The organism is Thalassoglobus sp. JC818 (assembly GCF_040717535.1).
Classification (GTDB): Bacteria; Planctomycetota; Planctomycetia; order Planctomycetales; family Planctomycetaceae; genus Thalassoglobus.
Genome location: NZ_JBFEFI010000013.1, coordinates 1 through 18860 on the forward strand (window position 1 = coordinate 1; position 18860 = coordinate 18860).

At 49.3% G+C, this 18860-nt stretch carries 19 protein-coding genes and 1 tRNA gene; 4 read left to right on the forward strand and 16 right to left on the reverse strand.

Annotated features, from left to right (window positions below; genetic code table 11):
• Positions 1 to 922: 922 nt before the first annotated feature.
• Entirely contained in the window at positions 923 to 1468 is a 546-nt protein-coding gene (locus AB1L42_RS21835) for a hypothetical protein (RefSeq protein ID WP_367061514.1), read from the forward strand.
• An 89-nt stretch (positions 1469 to 1557) separates the two neighbouring features.
• On the opposite strand, the gene AB1L42_RS21840 is transcribed toward AB1L42_RS21835, so the two are convergent.
• The 10 genes from AB1L42_RS21840 to AB1L42_RS21885 form a co-directional block, all read right to left on the reverse strand.
• Positions 1558 to 2151: a hypothetical protein gene (locus tag AB1L42_RS21840; RefSeq protein ID WP_367061518.1), complete on the reverse strand. Its 594-nt coding sequence runs from the start codon at positions 2149 to 2151 to the stop codon at positions 1558 to 1560.
• Between the two features lie 77 nt (positions 2152 to 2228).
• Complete coding sequence (locus tag AB1L42_RS21845) at positions 2229 to 2534, reverse strand: hypothetical protein (protein WP_367061521.1); 306 nt, start codon at positions 2532 to 2534, stop codon at positions 2229 to 2231.
• Positions 2535 to 2853: 319 nt separating this feature from the next.
• Positions 2854 to 3237 (reverse strand): helix-turn-helix domain-containing protein, encoded by a 384-nt coding sequence (locus AB1L42_RS21850; RefSeq protein ID WP_367061524.1) that lies wholly within the window; start codon positions 3235 to 3237, stop codon positions 2854 to 2856.
• Entirely contained in the window at positions 3237 to 3515 is a 279-nt protein-coding gene (locus AB1L42_RS21855) for a hypothetical protein (protein ID WP_367061527.1), read from the reverse strand. The genes AB1L42_RS21850 and AB1L42_RS21855 overlap by 1 nt, the downstream gene beginning before the upstream one ends.
• A 35-nt stretch (positions 3516 to 3550) precedes the next feature.
• The gene (locus AB1L42_RS21860) at positions 3551 to 4465 is read right to left on the reverse strand and encodes a hypothetical protein (protein WP_367061532.1); all 915 of its coding nucleotides are present in this window, start codon (positions 4463 to 4465) and stop codon (positions 3551 to 3553) included.
• A gap of 110 nt (positions 4466 to 4575) precedes the next feature.
• On the reverse strand, positions 4576 to 5196 hold the full coding sequence (locus AB1L42_RS21865; RefSeq protein WP_367061536.1) for a hypothetical protein: 621 nt from the start codon (positions 5194 to 5196) through the stop codon (positions 4576 to 4578).
• Between the two features lie 481 nt (positions 5197 to 5677).
• Positions 5678 to 6415 carry a hypothetical protein gene (locus AB1L42_RS21870; RefSeq protein ID WP_367061539.1) on the reverse strand — a complete coding sequence of 246 codons (738 nt, stop codon included), beginning with the start codon at positions 6413 to 6415 and terminating at the stop codon, positions 5678 to 5680.
• Positions 6416 to 6498: 83 nt separating this feature from the next.
• A complete protein-coding gene (locus tag AB1L42_RS21875) occupies positions 6499 to 8268 on the reverse strand; it encodes a hypothetical protein (protein ID WP_367061542.1) in 1770 nt (589 codons plus the stop codon).
• Between the two features lie 152 nt (positions 8269 to 8420).
• The gene (locus AB1L42_RS21880) at positions 8421 to 8726 is read right to left on the reverse strand and encodes a hypothetical protein (RefSeq protein WP_367061545.1); all 306 of its coding nucleotides are present in this window, start codon (positions 8724 to 8726) and stop codon (positions 8421 to 8423) included.
• Positions 8727 to 9213: 487 nt separating this feature from the next.
• Entirely contained in the window at positions 9214 to 9792 is a 579-nt protein-coding gene (locus AB1L42_RS21885) for a hypothetical protein (protein ID WP_367061548.1), read from the reverse strand.
• Between the two features lie 554 nt (positions 9793 to 10346).
• Between AB1L42_RS21885 and rlmJ the strand changes: the two genes are divergently transcribed.
• Positions 10347 to 11951, forward strand: coding sequence for a 23S rRNA (adenine(2030)-N(6))-methyltransferase RlmJ (rlmJ, locus tag AB1L42_RS21890; RefSeq protein WP_367061551.1), 1605 nt, complete (start codon positions 10347 to 10349; stop codon positions 11949 to 11951).
• 165 nt (positions 11952 to 12116) lie between these two features.
• Here the strand turns inward: rlmJ and AB1L42_RS21895 are convergent, their stop codons facing one another.
• The 4 genes from AB1L42_RS21895 to AB1L42_RS21910 all read right to left on the reverse strand — a co-directional run bounded on the left by AB1L42_RS21895 (position 12117) and on the right by AB1L42_RS21910 (position 15244).
• Positions 12117 to 12824: a hypothetical protein gene (locus tag AB1L42_RS21895; RefSeq protein ID WP_367061554.1), complete on the reverse strand. Its 708-nt coding sequence runs from the start codon at positions 12822 to 12824 to the stop codon at positions 12117 to 12119.
• A 39-nt stretch (positions 12825 to 12863) separates the two neighbouring features.
• Entirely contained in the window at positions 12864 to 13517 is a 654-nt protein-coding gene (locus tag AB1L42_RS21900) for a hypothetical protein (RefSeq protein WP_367061557.1), read from the reverse strand.
• Positions 13518 to 13715: 198 nt separating this feature from the next.
• The gene (locus AB1L42_RS21905; RefSeq protein WP_367061560.1) at positions 13716 to 14729 is read right to left on the reverse strand and encodes a hypothetical protein; all 1014 of its coding nucleotides are present in this window, start codon (positions 14727 to 14729) and stop codon (positions 13716 to 13718) included.
• A 17-nt stretch (positions 14730 to 14746) separates the two neighbouring features.
• On the reverse strand, positions 14747 to 15244 hold the full coding sequence (locus AB1L42_RS21910; protein ID WP_367061563.1) for a hypothetical protein: 498 nt from the start codon (positions 15242 to 15244) through the stop codon (positions 14747 to 14749).
• A gap of 276 nt (positions 15245 to 15520) precedes the next feature.
• On the opposite strand from AB1L42_RS21910, the gene AB1L42_RS21915 reads away from it, so the two are divergent.
• Positions 15521 to 15594: transfer RNA gene (locus AB1L42_RS21915), tRNA-Arg, on the forward strand.
• 236 nt (positions 15595 to 15830) lie between these two features.
• Here AB1L42_RS21915 and AB1L42_RS21920 read toward each other — a convergent pair.
• Positions 15831 to 16283, reverse strand: a complete 453-nt coding sequence (locus tag AB1L42_RS21920) for a hypothetical protein (RefSeq protein WP_367061566.1) — start codon at positions 16281 to 16283, stop codon at positions 15831 to 15833.
• Between the two features lie 165 nt (positions 16284 to 16448).
• Positions 16449 to 17426, reverse strand: coding sequence for a DUF1559 domain-containing protein (locus tag AB1L42_RS21925; RefSeq protein ID WP_367061569.1), 978 nt, complete (start codon positions 17424 to 17426; stop codon positions 16449 to 16451).
• 261 nt (positions 17427 to 17687) lie between these two features.
• Between AB1L42_RS21925 and AB1L42_RS21930 the strand changes: the two genes are divergently transcribed.
• Positions 17688 to 18854 carry a substrate-binding domain-containing protein gene (locus AB1L42_RS21930; protein ID WP_367061573.1) on the forward strand — a complete coding sequence of 389 codons (1167 nt, stop codon included), beginning with the start codon at positions 17688 to 17690 and terminating at the stop codon, positions 18852 to 18854.
• Positions 18855 to 18860 lie beyond the last annotated feature (6 nt).

The window sequence follows — 18860 nt, forward strand, 5'->3', positions numbered from 1 at the left end:
AACGGCCTATCTTACCAAACGGCCTTCTGATCTTGGCTGATGACGCGAGAGAGTGGGATGATGGCCCGGAACATTGCCGGGAAGCTCCTACGGCTTGCGAGAATCGACGATCAGCCCCAAATCCGATACGTCCAGCCGTCTGAATCGGTTGCACGCAACACGGGGCAAGTCAGAGTTCGACATTGGTATCCCCTTGATCTTGTATGATTGAAAAGGCAAGAATAGCCCGAAATAGGAACCGAATTTGAGCTAAAGCCTCGCTGCAACTTCGAATATGAAAATGGCCAGACGAAGAAGCAAGTTTGATGCAGCGAAATACTGGGAATCCCGGCCTACCTGCATCGTTTGCGGTGAACGCAAGGTACGTTCGGGTGACACTTGCTAGAAGTGCCGACAGTAACCGGCACAACTGACGCCACAATTTGCCCCGATCAATCAGACCGAATCGACGAAAAAAGAACGGGACGCATTATCTGTTCATCCACCAGATGCCAATCACGGCATGGCTCACATCTGCCCGTTCTGCCGTCGATTGTCGGGGCACAACGAATGGGTAATCTACTCTGGAGGAGGCAATCAGTTCACGAAACGCAAGTGCGAGTCTTGCGGGAATGACATTCATGGTCGTTTTCGATTCACAACAACAAAGCGAAACATCCCAATCTCTAAGTTGCTGACACTTGCCAAAACAAGAACGGAAAACGCCAAGTTCAAAAAAGAGTTTGAGTCTCAGCAAGAACGTGCAGGATGCCTGTGGATTGCGATGGGAATCATTATTTTACTGGCATTGCTTGGGGCATTGTGAATCTCAGTTCCGCGACTCGTCAGTCTAGTCGCTAGCCAACAGAATTGAAATTAGGTTTTATAGTGTTGGACAGATCGTCGGAATTCATTCGAGCATTCGAACTTTGGACCTAAAGTGATGAACAGCCCTATCAACCAACGGTTCATTCAACAACTTCCATTCGAACTCACGATCCTCGGTCGCAAAGTCCAATTGAAGTTGAACAGTAAGTCTGAAATCAAAGCCATTCCCGATCAGACGATCAATGAAAGTGCTTTTCGGCGAGCATTCAAGCGATGGGATGATCGAAAGTACCTTTGGGATTCCAGCGTTGAAAAGGCCAACCGGACCGCAATCAGAAGTCACTTCAATGACGAGAAAATCTCCGCCAAGTTTCTCCAATTCACTTTTCGGGAACCGATTGGAATAAAGCTGTTGCTGTTCGACGAATCTCCAAAACGTGCTGTCTACAACTGCCGTCATATTGCAATTGAACAAATGTGCCTGACTTGGCTTGCATTGTCGTTCAACGAAAAGACGGTCGATGGCTCACTAACGCATGCGATCCCGTGTGCAGGATACATGTCCAAGATTCCAAAGTATCTTTCATTCCCGGAAAACCTTGCGAACGGTGCAATTGTCGACGTTCTTTGCTCGAAGAATGTGCTAGATGACTCTGGATAATGTGCCGTCCACAAGAAGCCAAACGCTCGCACTCTGTTCAATTTCTACCCGTTTTTGGAAGGTGAAGGCACAAGCGAAATTGATTGAAGTCAGAATGACAAGACGTTTGCCGTCATGCTTTCGACGTCAACAGCGGCGGAAGGATGCGTGTCGACTGGCTGGTAGTAATTTCGAAGAAGTGAAGACACTTCGACTACTTCCATTTCGCCTTGAGAGTTGACGATGACAGTTGTTTCAGGTTCACCCTTTTGAATGTTCGCGGTCGGGCTTTGCTGTTGATGCTGACCGCCGAAATTCATGGTCTGACTCATTTGAACTACGTCGTTGAAAGCCTGATTGCTGACGACATTGGCGACGGCTTGACCGTCCTGACACTTGCAACCAGTGTTGTCAGCCTTGGCTTTCTTGCGGCTTGCAAGTTCAGCGGCCAATTCTTCATCTGAGTAGTTCGCAAGCTGCATCTTGTTCCGACCGAACTTCTTCTTGAGTAGTAGGTCTTTGCGTTCTTGCTCAGCACTTTTGCCCCGCAAGCTTTCGTCAAAGTTGGGTGATGCAAGCTTCTTGTCGCTCGCGTTCATGGTCAGTCCTTGACCTTCTTCATTGGCGGTCAGCCGAGGCTGAATTCCAGTTCTCCTCATCATCATTTGACGAAGAGATTCTTGCTTCTCTGTTAACTGTGGCATTGTCATTTTCCTTGTTGTTGGTCGCGTGGTTGATGTTCAAAGTGTCTTAGAAACTCTTGGCAATTTGAAAGGGCAGATCACAGCCCGCGTTTTTTTTTAGCTTCACGCGACACTTGGGCATCTGACCATTCTGACAGCGGGATTTCACGAACCGTTCGCAGTTGGTCGAACTCATAGTCACCAAGTTCAGACGGCTTGAGAATCTTTCGATCGTATGCTTCTCCAAAGACTTGAGCGTCTGAGACTTTGGCAAGTTCAGCCTGTCGCTGCGTCGCATCCTGCACCGACTTTTTCGGTTCCAAGTTGCCGACCATGCCATTGAATTGATAGGCGAAGGGGGAGTTAATTGTGTTGACTTCATGATTGGTTTTGTTGTTTGCCATGATCATTGATTTCCTCTTGAGAATGGGATGATGATAAAGGCCGAATTCAGGTTGGTTAATGAAACCGAATCGGTAGTTTACGTTGAACAGGCTTTGATTGAGGAGCCGCGATTTCTCAACACAGTGACCGTGTGTTGACGGGCAAAGTCGGCTGGTTTTTGGATCGATTTTGAACGCTCATTTCGTCGGTCTCGTTTGCTGAATTTGAATAGGTGCAACTCTTTTGCCTGCCGCAAATGGCAACAAAAGTAAACCCCTTTCCCCGTTGTATGCGTGAAGAGTAGTCAATAGGTGCAAGTCAGTCACAGCCTGTCATGCCTTAACTACTGTCAATCCTTCCTTCGGGGCCAGAACCTTCTTTGAATTTCCAGCCTGTTGAAATGGTCGCCCCTGCCAAGTTGTTGATGTCGAGTTTCTGACGCGGCTTCTTCAGTGATGCCAGAAACTTCGCCTTGTCGCGTTGTGCCTTTTTCCCTTTGACTTTGATTCGCTCAACTCGCTTGATTGCTCGTTGTTGCAAGTATGCGTCAATCTGTGCTTGGCTGAATTTGTACCTTGGTCTCTCATTCCCCCGGCCAACATTGAAACACTCGATCTCACCAGCGGCCAAGATTTTCCGAAATGTACGAAGTGAAACGCCGATCTTCTTCGCGGCTTGTGCTGAACTGAATTGGGGGCCGAAATATGGGGTTGTTTCGCTCATCAGTTGGGCATTCCTTTCACCGAACGATCGACATGGGCTGAATGTTGCGACTGTTGAAGCCCGTTCTTTTTCCGTCCGCTTGCTGACCCGTCGCGAAATGCGTACGTGATACGTCCGGCATCAACTTCGATTAAGTCATCATCAAGAAGGTCAGCCAGCACTCGAATCAACAGCGGTGAAGCTTTGACTGATCTTTCAAGGTCAGTCAGCGTCATTCCGTTCGGATAGTCATCTTGCGAGTTGCGAATGATCGCAAGCACTTTCGTTCGTGCGGACACGTCTTGTTCAGACAATCGATGTTGTGAGTGTTGAGTCATGAGAGCCAAACCATTCCGGCGGGTTCCCCAGACAAAACAAAATCGCTCGTCCAGTCACTGCCGAATTTTCCGTGCCTCATTGTTCCAACTTTGAGGTCAGACCACTTTGATGGTTGCCGTTCGATGGAAATCGAATTGCCCCCACACCATGCGAGTACATCTGATCCTTCGATGGACAGATTGGGAAGAAGGCCGACAACACATGGAAAGGCTTCGGCGGCTTCCATGTCAGCCCATAAGTCCCAAATGAAGTTGGCCGTCTTCTTGTTGCTGTCCACATCGATAACACTTGTGAAGTCATCAAAGACAATCAGCCGCACGTCTGGATAGTCAGCTAGAAAGCAGGCGAATTCACCAAGCTTGAAGTCATTGTCATCATCAGTCGTATAGATCAGCACGTTTTGTGTGTTGAACATTCCGCCGAACTGAACAAGGTTTGACATTAGCTTTTCAACAGCATCCGGTCCTTTGGTATTGATCCACACACATTGACCGCGTGGATTGAGAGTTCCATCAGGCCAAGGCAAACCCCGAATTGTTCGTGCAATCAAATCATAGGCGAAGGCACGGACGCCATATGACCAGCCTTGAACCAGCGTCAGTTGATTGGGGGCAATGTGTCGACCATGCAAGCCAGCACGCCCACAACAGAATCTTTCAAACTTCCGTGCCCAAGGATTCTGAGCGAAGCAATTGAAAGCGTGTCTGTATCGCTCAATCTGCGGGTCAACGGAATCAATTTCATCATCCACATGACGACCAGCGGTGATTGATTCAAGTTGATCTTGGAATGACACATTGACAACAAACGTCGATTGCTCATCATCGGGGCTTGGTCGGGGCATCTTCTTTGACGCACGGCCTGCATAATCGGCGGCGTGGAATGTTGGCCAACCTTCCAACGTCTTCATGTTCGAACTCCTGTTTCTGATTGATGCGACCACCCCGGAAATCAGCCCCCCGGTTGTGAAAGGTGATTTCCGGCCCTGGCACAAGACCATCTTGGCCGGGGTTGTGGTGGTCACAAACAAGACGTGGTTGCTTGTGCAAATTCCCAGTGCGGATAGCTCAACTTGGCAGTGAACTCACTGGCAAGCCCGTCAGCACTCGTTGACGAAATTCTGAATTCATTAAGGCCGCCATCCGATCGGCTGAATTTGTGTTGCCATTCACAATTGAAGTTGGCCGTTGCCGGTCCGATTGCCAAACAGGGACGGTTGCCTACCAACTCAAGAAATCGTTCCCAGTCAACATCGACTGGACAACGCCCCGGCGTCAGTGCATCAACGACGATTCCTTTGGCTTGGCTGACGTCCGGTTCATTTGCAAGCAAGAACTCAAGAGCATCTGCAAGGCTGTTGATTCCGCGTTCGCGGTTTCGAGCGACTTCCCCGCGTAGCGGCACGATCTGAATCCATGACAAACGTTGCCTGTCAGCATCGACCAAATTCAGCCGGTCAACCGTGTCCTGAAACGGGTTGTGAGTATCAGTCAAAAAGATGCTCCCCTGCTCGCCATGCTCATTCATTTGGAACGGACTGCTAACCGGCCCGTCATGGTTGACCAAATCCAAGGCCAGTCGGCATGACAGCAAGCTGTTCCCGCTTGCTTCAGGCAAGTCGAAAATATGAGTGTTCTTCATGGTGCAATTTCTTTCGGTTTTGTTGTCAACACACCGGAAATGTGTTGACTGTTGTCACACCTTCTGGCATTGGTGAACTTGTGTGCTGATTGGCGTAACCAACGCTCCGGAATCGATGGGCAAAAAATGGCCGTTCATTCGCGGGCCTCACGGTCTGTCCCAAGTGTTTCCGCATAAATCATGCGGTCGATCTTGTGCCGGAACGGCTACTGTTCCGCGTGGAACAGTCACTGTTCCAGTGTTTTTGGCATAACTCATGCGGCCAAACCCACTTTGGAACACTGGAATAGTAAATTTGCCCCAACTCTTTTTACTACTACTCATTTCTCCATTCCCCATTGCTGATTATTACTCTTGCCAATGCTGAAGAATTCACTGTTCCGCTGTTCCAAGAATAGAAATAGATGAAAAATTATGCGGTAAAGTCTGGAACAGTGACCTATCTGAGTGTTCCAAATCGATGTTGAGTGTGCCAAGTTCATCACCATCCCCTTTCGAACTTGTCGAAGCCGTCCAAGTCGGCACGCTCAAAACGCTTCATGATGTTTTTCTGAACATCATCGTCAGCCCCAAGCCGAATGAATCCCCGGCTTTTTCCGCCGTCATAGTTGATTGGATTTTCCGGGTACTCAAACTGCTTTGAGTATTCGTCTGATTCATTGATCAACTGATTGAACATGGTCCCGGCAGTTTTCGTGTCAACTCGCTGACGGCCTTCAATGCTCATGATGTGTGCCACAAGGCGGCTTGGAATGAAAATTGAATCCTGACCAACGTCGTAACCAATCTTTGAAAGAAACGAATCAACAGCCGTGACCATGTCATCATTGTGGCTGGCTTCAGCGTCTACTTCGCCGCGTCGTTGCTTAATGAGCAATTGAGCGTCGTTGCAGCGAGTTAACTTTGAAAGAACGTCGCCTTCCCATCGGCCCCACCGTGATGACTCTTCAATCTTCTGCCGGTCCTTCATCCCAATCTCAAGGAACGTGCGAAGCCCGCCAAGGATTTCCGTGCGATGCTGCTTCATGAATTGGATGACTTCAGAATCCCAACTTTCAGAGTACGACTTGCGAGCGTTGCCCATCTTGATGATGACGGAGCGTTGCGAAATGTCCGTTGCGAATTGAGGCGAGTTCATTGTCAGAACAAAGATGGCGTTGTTGACTCGCGTGCCCGAACCAGCCCAAAGAACCTTTCCACTGACCTTCTCAGTCGTCATCAATGATTCAAGCATCGAATTCGAAAGCTTAGTTGACTTCATGTTGTCGAAGAACAGCGTTCTTGCAAAAAGCCCTTTGCCGCTCATAAGCGACTGCGAAAGCCCGGACTCTTGACCCCATACACTGGAAAGAAAGTTCGGTCGTCAAACACGTTTTGACAGAAGTATTCAACGACTTTCGATTTGCCGTTGCCCCGGCCATGATCCGATGTGATCACAAAGACCGGCGGTCGAGTCTCCCGCCAGCCGTAAACCAGCGTTGCCCAAAAGACGCGGCACAATTCACGATCAAGTTCAGTTTCAAAGCGAAAGAAGTCGAGACACTTTTCAAGGTGCATCGTTGAACAAGCATCAGGAATTGGACACCCGTAAAGTGTTCGTTCTTTGATCGGGAAATGCGGAGCAAATTCAACACTATCCAAAACCGGTCGATTTTGACGCAGCCATTCAAAAGTGACTTTCATTGATGGGCATCCAGCACCACCGATGAAATCGACGTTTTGCCCCATGCTTCCACTAAGAAACGCTTCAAGCATTTCCGGCTTTGCCATGACAGCAAATTCACCGTCAGATTTCCTCATGACTAAATGACTTGCCCAGACTTGAGGATCACCATCGAATTCATCCTCAATCTGACTTTCGATGTTGTTCACCGAAAGCGGATGTCTGTAGTGGTGATTTGTGATTGAAGAGCCGGGCTTGCGGTTGATCCGTTTAGCTGTTCCCCGGTTTGAAGTCATCGGCGGAACAAATGCTTCGCGACAATTCCACAAGAAGAGCTTGGCATCGTCGATGTCATCACAATGGTCAGTGAAATAATCCTTCACATCGAATCCATCAGGCACATCATCCAAGCCCAATTGCTTCGCTAAGCTTGCCATGCGGATGACTGAGAATTCAGCAGGCTGTGCCGGTTCAAACGCTTCATAGATTTTCTGAATCGAATCTTCGCCGCGTGCGTCGGCATGAACCAACAAGACAAGGTGCTTGCCCCTCGCCTGCCGCTGCACTGTTCCCGTTTTCCAAATGGACAGGACACCGGCCCCGCGTCCACCCCAGACGCAGTTGATTCCCAACTCCATCATCTTCAACGCATCGGTTGGGGATTCCGACACAAATTGGATGTCAGCAGATTGGGAAGATGCCGAATCGTCATCATTGAATAGATCGGCTTCAGCGTCGCATCCGACCGGAAGTGTATGATTGGTGATTGCCCGCCGTACTTGTGCTGGTACTTGTTCTGATTGATAGTATTCGCCGAAGTTATCGCCAGCGATCCAGTAGACGCAGTATGTGTCTTTGTCGCTTTTCTTTTTGTTCTTGATTTGAATGAGACTGACGTTGCTCAACTCGTTCGGGAATTCAACAACGGCCCGTGACTTTGCTTTGATCGATTTGAAGTTAAGCGACTTGGCATCGTTGATGACTTCATTCAACGCATCTTGGTTCGCTGGCGTGGTGCATTGAAAAACCGGTTCATTTCCCCCGAAGTAGTGACTTGAATGCCATTCCAACAACACGCGAAAGGCTTCCTGATAGTCTTCATCGTGGGCACGGCTGGCAGCCAGCCAATCAAGAATTTGTTCGTTGCCCTGGCCAACGGAACCTTCAGTGACTGAAAACGGCTCTTTGTTGATCAGTATCCAGTCTTCATGTTCGCCATCTTCAACAAGAGCGTTGCAAACTTCGCTGGCAAACTCGTCAAGCCCATAGCGACCGATCCGATTCAAAAGTTCGGTCAAGCAACCGTTTTCGGTTCGATATCTTTTCCCGTCATTCCATGCTGAAAACTTCAGGTCTGATGCTGGCTGTGACAGGTCTTGTAAATGATCTTTTTTCGTCGTAGTCTTCATTTGCTTATTCCGAACCCCGTCAAATCGACCGCCAAGCGATTTCGACGGGGTTTTCCATTGATGCTCAACACAGTGTGTTGAAGGATTCCTTCCTTTCTTGATGAAACCGTGCTCCCAACCACGTAGAGCACTGATTCACCGAACCGACTCTTTTACACTCTCGCAGGCACGCGACCCCGAACCGTTCCTCGTCGATCTGCTTTCACTTCGACTTGTATGCCCGTCGCGTTCTTTGTTCGCGACGCGAGAAACTCGTCAACTTGTGCCTGCGAAAATCGGTATCGCGGCCAGCCAGTGCCGGGCTGAAGACTCACATCGAAGAAGGCCAAAAGGCGTTTCTTGCACAGTCGACGCACGCCATCAGGCGAAAGCCCGGTCTGCTTTCCCACATCTTCACAGTCAAGCGTCGCTGCGAAATAGTCATCAGGTTTCTCCGCCTCGTCTTTCCGTCTCGTCATTGTGATAAAATCCTTGTGGTTGAGTCACAAATGTTCACAAATACAAGATTTTATCGAGGTTTGAAGCGATCTGTCAAAAAACTTGAAATTTCGCAAACCATTACATATAAACGATTTCCGAAAGCTCGAACTTGCAAACTCCAACACTTATTTAATATGTGGCACGGAATTTGATTGATTGGCATGAAATGACAGGACCATGCCCTTGTCAAGCCTTCATCTGTCAACCCTTGTCACGCCTTCGCCCACTTCAGCAGACCCAAATCACCCAAATTATCATTGTGATTCGGCCCGTCATCTTCCCATTCTCTCGCCATCGGCCCGGCCCCGTAGCCTTGACAGGATTACAGCCCCTGTCATGGCGCCTGAGAGAAAAGGATTAACAACTTCAGATACGTTGCCAGAATAAAGCTTTCAGTGATTCTGGCCCGCTACCACTGGCGAAACTATTGAGCCTCCCGGTTGACCCGACCGGTTGAGGCTCTTTTCATTTCAGAATTGGCCGTACTTGCCCAGCCAAAGGATGTGACTCATTCAACATCCAAGGAACATACGTGTTATTAGCATCAAAGAGCCAACCCATAGTGCCGTGTTCGGGACGATGAATTTGATCAAACGGAATCCCGGTGAATTGAGAGAGTACGGAAGCATACGATTCCTCGTGCCACGGATTCATGCACGAGTCGCCGTCAACAGTTGACCGCCATTCAATTCGGTAGCTGACATGTCCATCTGCATCTTGAAAGAATTGAATATCAGATTCTTGGCACAGCAAACTTGCTCCGTATGCAAGCCGAGCAACAACTTCCGTGAACTGGTGAGGGTGCAACTTTTTGTTGGCGAGTTTTGCAGTTAATGGCTCTGCAACCTTCTGGTGAACGCCATTCTCAAAAAAATCGCCAATGATGCCAATTTCTCCAAATCGTAGAGCTATGAATCCGTTTAGTGCATCGTCTTTAAGATCAAATTGCAAATCCGTTTCTTCGGGGCACTGGCATTCGAAGATCCAAAGCGACCCCGGATGCCAATCATGGGGAGCCTGCATCTGGAGCCAAAAATGTAGCATTGCGTATCTTTGCAGAAATTCCGGTGTGAGAATTTTTTCGGAATTCGGGTCAGTCCGGTCAACAGCAAGTGATAATTCTTTGAATTGAATGCCAACAAAAATCTTTCCAAGCCACTGAATCAATTCGAATCGTGAAAGCTTGGAAAACATTTCGAATCCAAGCTTGCTCGCCTCTTCAATTCTCTTCTCAATTGGTGCCAGGCCATCATTGTTGCAGACTTTGCAGCACGGTATCGTAAGTCGTCGGTATGAAATCGTCGTCCCGTTCAGCAGGGTCAAATGCTTTTCCCACAAATTGAAGCGATGTTGAAGCCATTTTGGGAAAACGTGTTCAACCGTGCCGTTCTGGTCTGACAATGGTGTCGCACAAAGAAAGCAATTGTTTGGTGCGTACGGATGCAGTAGCACGGCCTTCAATCGTTCGGCTTCTGATTCGAAATTGGACACGAGCTTTCTACCTCAATCAAAGTTGTGTGCTACCAAGCATGCCTAAATACACCCTACTTTGTTAAGCCAGAAACCGGTGCTTGATGCTGTAAAAATGGATAAAAGCAATGGAACAAACGGTTATTGTTGAATGGACATTCACGCCTGATGATTTCTTCGAGGAACCATTCACGATTGAATTCGATCGTTGCAAATTGGAAATCGAAAGCAGCAAAGTATCAACGAACATTCAACCAAGCGAATTCACGGAAGCTTTGAAGCATTCTCTGCATCGAAACTTGCATGATCATTTTCGCGGCGTCATGCTGGCATCCCACAAAGAGTTTGAATTGAGTCAGCCCTTGGTGTCGCGACTTCACGACGATGGGCATCGAGTCGTTGAATTGTCGGGTACTTGCGTCATCAAATCTGGTGGTAGTGTCGACTGCATCGTGACGAATGGGGATGGAGTTGTCATCCGTGACACTCGTGCTGAACGAATCGCAAAGAAGCAGAAGACGGCAACGAGAATTGCAGGCTCAATCCAGTCTGATGTTTTGGTTCCTGTTCTTGTTGCGAGTTATGAAGCTGCCGTTCGCGACCCCGACAACGAACTCATCCATCTTTATGAAATTCGAGAAGCGTTGAAAAAACAGTTCAACAACGAGGGCAACTTGCGAACAAAGTTAGGGATCACAAAATCTGATTGGAGCGACTTTGGGAGACTAGCGAACGATGAACCGGTCAAGCAAGGACGCCATCGTGGAAGTCATTTAGGCAATTTGCGTGGTGCCAATGAAGAAGAGTTGACGTCAGCACGCAACTTTTCATTTTCACTTATTGAAGCATACTTGAATTACTTGGACCGCCAAGAAGCTGAACACCATGGAGATAGATTGAGTCAACCAGAAGTTCGATATGATCATTCAAAAAAAATCGGTAACCAAGGGGATGTTATTAAACATGCGTGCTGGGTCTCGCTTCTCGTATATGCACTCAATCAAAACCCTGATGGCATTGTTGCTGACATCCATGCTGGCCGACGGGAGTACGAACTACCCCAAACTGGCGAATGGAAAAATGGAATTGGCAAACTAGCTGAATTGATTCATGAGCACTCACCATTGTCATCAGTTCTTGAATCTTATGCAGGAAAATTCATTGCCAAAGACTTGGCCGCAGGCAGTCGTTACTTCGGATCATGTGGAATCAGTCAAGAATTGATTCGCAATGCAGGCACGAACGCACAACTCTGGTTGTGTGACACAAATGAAGAAGTGACAAAAGCATTGATTGAATCATTTGCAGGCTCTAGCAATGTTTCCGTACGAAACACTGATGGCTACTCACTCTGCATGGAACTTGACACCAATGTTACCGCTGTGCTGATCGACCCACCGTCAATTGAGACAGAACAAACGGTTGCAGCGATCGAACATCTGAACAAATACCAGATACAATTTTTGTGTTGGATGCCACGTACATCCAAGTATGACAGGAAAGAGAAGAGAGCTACCGAAGCGGGCACTTCACTTGACTTCATTACACGTTGCAGGGGAGTCGCAACCGTCCACACAGTCCAGTGGTATAAGTTCGGTCATCGAACCCCCGGATGCACCCTTGCCGTTTCGAAACACCATCCAGATACAATCAAGCCAGTGTTGAGCGAACTATGCAACATTCTTGGTTGGAGCCTGAATGGCTCAACTTACGAGAATGGGACGAAGTCTTGATGATTTGCCCTTTGAGAATTGGTTTGAACAATCAACAAGATGTGTTGAGCCAACTTGCGAGCGTCAGAAACCTTGGGTTTCAGCCGATTCTCGGTCAATCATGCTATGCCCTAAAAGACAAAGTGTGTTGACAAATTCCAGTTCGTATTCGTCCAACCGAAGGCTTCAATCGGATTTTCCGATCCGGCCCCGAAGATGCCAGAGTGGGTTAACAAGAGTCCTTTTTGCGTCACTTGTTACGTCATACTGTGGTGAAGTGCTTCCTACACGCCAGATTTCGCTATCAAACTTGATAACTGGCCTTCTGTTCAAGTCGCATTTCATTTGGTCGATCAACTCTCGCACGATGGCTTTTCTAGAAGGCATTCCTGCCAACCACTTCTCCATCTGCCTTCCGTAATTTAACAGTTTCAGAATTCGACGCCGATCGTCAACACTTCCATACCGAGACCTGAGATCGTCCAACTCACCAGTTGGTTCGTCAGAACGGTGGAGTGGTCCACTAACCAAGTTCCACTTGGCCCATAAGATCTTCTCGGCGAGATTTGACTGGCTCGCATATGTTCCACCCTGCATTTTTGCCGTGAGCTTGACCATTTGAGATTGAGTAACATCAACCATCGATCCATAAACAGCCATGCAGTCCCAATACCCATTTTCCTGCATCTTATTCCAGAAATCGCGAATAAGTTTCATCGAAATGACATGACACCATTGAAGCTTTAGCAACTTCGTTTCCAACCCATCCTCGCCGAATTTCCCGCCATGATTCAAGCCCTTTATTGGAATCTTGGGGTGATCATAGGCAGGGTCATTCGGCTTTGAACGAGTTTTGGAGTCGTACATGAGAACTCCGTTTTTGTCGATCATCATTGGATGAACTCCAATCTGTTTGCTGAGTGAAAGACTCGGTCAACGCAACGGCCCGAACTGGTGGATGTGTCGCGAACCCGCCAAGCCATCCGGAATCATCTGGAATTTTGACCAGCAAGTGTTGACGCACTGCCCCCTAATTCTTGCGGTCGTGTCGGTCGTGAAGTTTTTAACATCCAGAATGATCTGTGATGCTTCGCCTAACTGTCCCAACCTGATGACTTGATCGAACTCGCTGGCAGAGTTGGGTTCGCCAACCATCAGCACACCGGCCCTCGGTGCGACTTCTTCAAGAGTGTCAAAAACATCATCCAAGTTCCAAAGCACGCTGTGCAGGTTGTGTCGAAGTGAATCGATGATGAAGAAATCCACGCCTTCAAGATCATCGCGTTGCTTGCTGATGAACTTGTCCAAGCGAACGTCAAGCACCGAAGCAAGTGACGGGTCAGGCATCTGTTCAGGCAAGGCGAATGCCCAAAGGTTGCAACCGGGGTTGGTCCCTTCACGATCTTGAGCCGTTCGGTGCAGTTGCTTCAATTCGCGTTCTGAGCGTTCCGAATCAATCACAACCACCCGACCACGTTTGAAGAGTTCAAGCCCCTTGTGCGGTTTGATGTTGAGATATTCCAGCGGGTTCCGTTCAGTTCCAAGCGGCATTGGTTGCGTCGCAATTCGCACGGCAAGTTGTGCCATGCGATTTGAAACCCCTATGCCACTGCAAAAAAAAAGCGTTCTGGTGACGACATCAGTGTTCCGCTTTGTTGGTTGACCATTCCTTTCCATGACTCTCAGCCTTTCCTCATCTCAACCGGGAAGGCCATCATACCAAAAAATCCCGATCGACGAAGACCGGGCCTGTTAAAGAATGGGATGATGATGAAAGTCATTTGGTCAGGTCAGGCGGTTCGATGCCTTTGACGAAATCCGAATACGACCATTCACCAGCATCAACGGGACTTGCCAGCATGATGCGTTGTCGGACGATTTCGCAAACGTACTGAATGCGGGCAATGCCCTTGCTCTTGATGTAGTGCTGAGCGTCGATGTTCTGAACCGTGTGCCCCATGATGTGGCCTGCTGTATCCAGTCGTGTGCGTTGTCGGTCGCTGTGCGATGAGTTTGACGCATCGCTGAAATGCCGATCCGAGACTTTGAGCCGTTGAACTTGCAACGCTCTTTAATCTTGCTGAACTCATGGCTGACTGCTGAGCACTTTTCAGTTGTGCCAGCCCAAGAGTTGGACAGCTTCTCAGTTAGGAACACCGGGTCAATCGGATGCCAATACGATCCGTGCGGCTTCACGTTCTTGGCTTGGCGTTCCTCGTCACTGGCTTCGTCCCATTCTTGCCACTTGTAAACCAAATGTGACAGCCGTTCGAACCGCTCAGCCATGACTTGCCGAAGTGCCTCTTGAGTTTCCGGCCATAACTGAACCATTCTCAAGTTCTGTTTCTTGAATCGGTCGAATGTGATCAAGCCGGAATCCAGACCGTACTTGACCACCTGTTCGGCATCGTCGATGCCAGTGGATTCCGTCCAGCCACTTTCTTCAGCGCCTAACGCCATCAATGGGAACCGGGCACAGTCGATTGGCAAGAAGCCTGCATTCAGCCCCAACAAGATCATTGCCCGTATCTGTGGTGTATGGCAGTTGTCGAGAAGCTGTTTGACTTCAGAAGGGTAGAACAGCTTCTGATTCTTCGCGCACTTCTCCCGGCTGAATTGTTCGTCCCGTTCTTCTCGCGAACGAACTTTGCCAAGTTTCGCGACGCGGCCCCGGTCCTTGGTCATTGCCATCGGCTTGACGTAATTAAAAGTGATGAACTGCCTGACAATCTCGCCATCAACTTCAAGCGGAGCAAAAACCAATCCATCCTCGTTGCAGAACTTGAAGAAAAATCGCACCACGTCAGCACATTTTTTTACCTTGAATAGCTGGTGTGTGTTTCGCGGATGTGGTCCCCCAATGCCTTCAGGCCAGCATCGTCAACCTTGATCAGCTTTTCGCGTCCACATTGACGGGTCAACAACTTGATGATGATCTCGCATGGTCGTTGATGGTCATCGACCATTGCCTTTAACAATTGGTCGGCATCGTGTCGATCGATCTTGGATGACAAGAACAGATTACACGCGGCCCGAATCGAGATATCCGGCCCTTTTTCATACTCAATTTCTTCACACGGATCTTTCTCTGATTCCGTGCTGATGCCCGTCACTTTCCGGTCTTGCTGATTGAGCAACCCCGGTGCGACTTGATGAAGGTTTCGTAATGCATTCTTCCACAAGCCCGCGTTGCTCGCGTCATCCGGGTCTTTGAACAGCGTCAGTTGGCCGTCAACGACTTCAGCCCATCGCCCGAAGCTCCGACGCTTGCCGTTAATATGCTTGACCCAGTTGCCCGCCGGATGCCGCGTCACTGGGATCTTGTTTGGCGGCTTGGGGAGTTCTGCAACCTTCAGGTTGAGCTTCTTGCGGGTTCCGATGTTTTCCTTTCGCGTGTGGATTTGCTAGCTTGTTTGGGTATTGTGAAAGCTTGTCGAAAGGGTTGAACAATCGCCTCGTCAGTTGATCGTCAAAAGTGAACTGCCGGGGCTTTCCTGTGTCAACACAATTTGTTGACTTGCCAAAGCATAAAAACAGGCAAAGATATTTCAACACACTTTCAACTTGCATCTCAACACACCTGAGTGCATGCCCTCGTAGCTCAGCAGGATAGAGCGTTGGTTTCCTAAACCAAAGGTCGTGGGTTCGAATCCCGCCGGGGGTATTTCTCTCACCGCATGTTTCTTGCGAGGCCAGCTGCTGCTTCGAATTGGAGTGACGCGCTGGATTGAGAGTGTTAGTAAAAGTGTTAGCAAATCTCGCCACCACCGCTCCGGAATCTCCGGTGAGCGAAGACAGGCAACAATCTCCAATGCCTGAATTGAAAACGAGCAGAACTCAAGCACTCGCCTCAACCTGTTTCTGACAGGCCAGGCGAGTCCCGAGCACCTTGGAAACAGATTAGTTGAGCGAAATGTCGATATTTGCTTCGGTCGTGTTTTCCGTCACATCGAATTCGAGTGGCGTCACCGTGACTGTTCCATATTTCTCAGCGACAGCTTTAGCACTCCCTGACACGTTTCCCGACTGGGCTGCCATTGCTTCTTCGTCACTGATCGGGGAATAAGCCAACGTCACCTTGTGTTTATCCACCTTCGCACCCTTGTCTTTGAAAGTGTACCACAACTCGTACTGACCTTCAGCATTGGTGGGCATGTTGCTCACGCTCGGACGTCCCGATGTCGGTTGAAATGTCACGATGTATCCCGGCAACGGTTTACCATCGAGAGTGAGTTTACCGCTCACATTGGCCATCTCCGGACGATCTCCTCGCCCACCGCAGCCGATGGCCAGAAAACAAACTGCCAGCGTGCCTCCCCACAGGACTCTTCGTCTCTGAATTCTTCGCACCATAATTCTCTCTCAACTCCCGTTTTGCAGACAAGTTCGCCAGCAACCAACGATCACTGGCGAACGTATTTGATCAGATTTCGTAAACACCGGTGAAACAACTAACATGGGAAAGGGTTAAACCTCCCCTCCCCAACACATCACCGAGGCAGCAATCCTGAAGGGAATCTAGTCCTTGATGACTGTTTCGATTTCTCCGCCCGCACGACTAAAAGTCGCTTTGTAGGACTGAAAGTCAATATTCTCGGAAACGAACCTGACAGACCCATCGGCCATGGCGACTTGAACTCCCCCTTCATGTTCGCTGTACGCTCCACGTGTATTAAAGATAAACGCGTCGTTCGGCGGAGTCGGCCGTGGAGGATTTCCTGGAACCTGTGGACAGACATAACCTTGCGATTGGTGATGCACAAAGAAAAACGGGTTGCACCCATACTCTTTGTTACACCATGACTGAGGAGCCCAGTGAGGCTTTTCCAGGAGCATGAATGTATTGGACGCACCATCGGTAATGTCTCGAATTCCGACCTTGCTGTTAATGAAGCCAATTCCGTCAGAGCTGTTGCGATTCCTCTCGGTACAGCAACCACTCGCGGTCCCTCCGTTCATGGAGTAATCCTTGAAGCGGGTAATTGGGAAGTTTGTGCTGTGATTCGATGGACAATGGAACGCAGAGGGAGTCTTCTCGGCTGCTTCCTTGTTCGCAACGTTACCAAGTTGCCCGCGAAGTGAGACTGCCTGAGGAATCGCTGTGCTGTTGTAGTCCTCAATCTCCTCAACGTACGCCGGGAGGCTGAAATCGATCAGATTGTAGAGTGGCGAAGCGTCCAGATACGGAAGAATATATGCGGACCAACTGAAGCTCCCCATAATCTGGTTGTTTGGATTCGTATCTCGAGGCCAGTTCGTGGGGTCCTGTAAGTTGAACATATTTCCAGGCGGGAACGTATTGTAAGTATCGTGGTAGTTGTGAAGTGCCAGTCCTAACTGCTTGAGATTGTTCTTGCACTGCGTTCTTCGCGCAGCCTCCCGCGCTTGTTGAACTGCAGGTAGAAGAAGTGCGATCAAGATCGCAATAATCGCGATCACGACCAATAACTCAATAAGCGTGAATCCCCGATGCGCACGGGCTCTGGATAATCTCATCGCTGTTTCCTGCTGCTAAAGAATACCGATTGTAAAATGCAAGAACTGAGATATAAGCAATGTGAAAGTCGCTCCTCGAGAACGATTCAGCTTGGGCCACGTCGCGAAACGTGAACAATAATTCCGCCCCTCTCCCGATCTCTTGAAATCTTTATTGAAGAGCCTCTTTCACACATCAAAGCTACCCGATATATTAAAATCCACAATGCGTTTCTGCGCAGAAGTCGTGCACAATTGCGCAAACGAAAGGGAGCGTGGTGAATGCCTCAACAGCACATGATTGCACTGGTCTTCGACTACAACTTGTCCTACCCCAGAGGGGTTTTACGCGGAGTCCGGCAGTATGCTGCCAATCGGCCTGATTGGACGCTCGTTCTGCACGGGTCAGATGGCTTCACTCCACGGAGCATGGCATCCCTGCAGGGAGTCGGATTGATCTCTGACATCACTTCGGTTGAATTAGCGAAGACTCTCCAGACACTGCCACAACCGGTTGTCAACGTGACCTCCGTCGTCCCAAATCTCAACTTCCCCTGTGTGAGCGTTGACCACAATCAAGTGGGCCGACTGGCCTTCCAACATCTCTGGGACAGAGGTTTTCGTCAGTTTGCGTTCGTCGGTCATCCACATCACCCCTACTCTTACGAAAGAGAGAACGGCTTTCGCGAAGCACTCACCGAAGTTGGATTGACTCCGGAATGTTATTACGACCGGTCCCGGTACGCTTATCGTCATCGAGGCCGCATGCTGACGGTGAATAGTGAGTTGCAGCAATGGTTGCGAAATTTAAAGAAGCCGGTCGGAGTCTTTGCCTGCCACGATGTCTGGGCTGTCCACGTCATCGGAGCCTGTCGACTCACGGAGTTGCGAGTCCCCGAAGACGTCGCTGTCATTGGGGTCGATAATGACGATCTCCTTTGCGAACTCGCCCTCCCGTCACTGAGTAGTATTCACGTTCCCGTCGAACAAATTGGCTACCAGGCAGCAGCTTTGCTGGACCGTCTTCTCAAAGGAGAAAAGAGACCCGAACAGCCTCATCTGATTCCTCCAGTCGGAGTGGTCGCACGTCAGTCGACCGACATTCTCGCAGGTGCAGACCCGGACGTGACGGAGGCACTGCTCTTCATTCGCCGAAACGCGCATCGTCCGATTTCCGTCGGTGAATTACTGCGTCAAGTCCCGGTGTCGCGACGTTCACTCGAAATGAGATTTCGCAGCTTGCTCGAACGTGGAATCGGCGAGGAGATCCGGCGAGTGCATCTCGAGCGAGCAAAGGAACTCCTCGCAACTTCTGTGCTTTCCGTCGAGGAAGTCGCGGAACGTTCAGGCTTCGCGAGCGCACCATATTTCGCTCGGTTCTTCCGGCAAGCAACGAGAATGACTCCGAGCGACTACCGGCGCCAGTTTCACGGTTCGCTTCAGCACTGATAAAGA

What these genes read in the sequence shown, in the direction of transcription:
- AB1L42_RS21835 (WP_367061514.1), top strand. Translation starts at nt 923, where the DNA reads ATGAACAGCCCTATCAACCAACGGTTCATTCAACAACTTCCATTCGAA.
- AB1L42_RS21840 (WP_367061518.1), bottom strand. Translation starts at nt 2,151, where the DNA reads ATGCCACAGTTAACAGAGAAGCAAGAATCTCTTCGTCAAATGATGATG.
- AB1L42_RS21845 (WP_367061521.1), bottom strand. Translation starts at nt 2,534, where the DNA reads ATGGCAAACAACAAAACCAATCATGAAGTCAACACAATTAACTCCCCC.
- AB1L42_RS21850 (WP_367061524.1), bottom strand. Translation starts at nt 3,237, where the DNA reads ATGAGCGAAACAACCCCATATTTCGGCCCCCAATTCAGTTCAGCACAA.
- AB1L42_RS21860 (WP_367061532.1), bottom strand. Translation starts at nt 4,465, where the DNA reads ATGAAGACGTTGGAAGGTTGGCCAACATTCCACGCCGCCGATTATGCA.
- AB1L42_RS21865 (WP_367061536.1), bottom strand. Translation starts at nt 5,196, where the DNA reads ATGAAGAACACTCATATTTTCGACTTGCCTGAAGCAAGCGGGAACAGC.
- AB1L42_RS21870 (WP_367061539.1), bottom strand. Translation starts at nt 6,415, where the DNA reads ATGACGACTGAGAAGGTCAGTGGAAAGGTTCTTTGGGCTGGTTCGGGC.
- AB1L42_RS21875 (WP_367061542.1), bottom strand. Translation starts at nt 8,268, where the DNA reads ATGAAGACTACGACGAAAAAAGATCATTTACAAGACCTGTCACAGCCA.
- AB1L42_RS21880 (WP_367061545.1), bottom strand. Translation starts at nt 8,726, where the DNA reads ATGACGAGACGGAAAGACGAGGCGGAGAAACCTGATGACTATTTCGCA.
- AB1L42_RS21885 (WP_367061548.1), bottom strand. Translation starts at nt 9,792, where the DNA reads ATGCTACATTTTTGGCTCCAGATGCAGGCTCCCCATGATTGGCATCCG.
- rlmJ (WP_367061551.1), top strand. Translation starts at nt 10,347, where the DNA reads ATGGAACAAACGGTTATTGTTGAATGGACATTCACGCCTGATGATTTC.
- AB1L42_RS21895 (WP_367061554.1), bottom strand. Translation starts at nt 12,824, where the DNA reads ATGATGATCGACAAAAACGGAGTTCTCATGTACGACTCCAAAACTCGT.
- AB1L42_RS21900 (WP_367061557.1), bottom strand. Translation starts at nt 13,517, where the DNA reads ATGGCACAACTTGCCGTGCGAATTGCGACGCAACCAATGCCGCTTGGA.
- AB1L42_RS21920 (WP_367061566.1), bottom strand. Translation starts at nt 16,283, where the DNA reads ATGGTGCGAAGAATTCAGAGACGAAGAGTCCTGTGGGGAGGCACGCTG.
- AB1L42_RS21925 (WP_367061569.1), bottom strand. Translation starts at nt 17,426, where the DNA reads ATGAGATTATCCAGAGCCCGTGCGCATCGGGGATTCACGCTTATTGAG.
- AB1L42_RS21930 (WP_367061573.1), top strand. Translation starts at nt 17,688, where the DNA reads ATGCCTCAACAGCACATGATTGCACTGGTCTTCGACTACAACTTGTCC.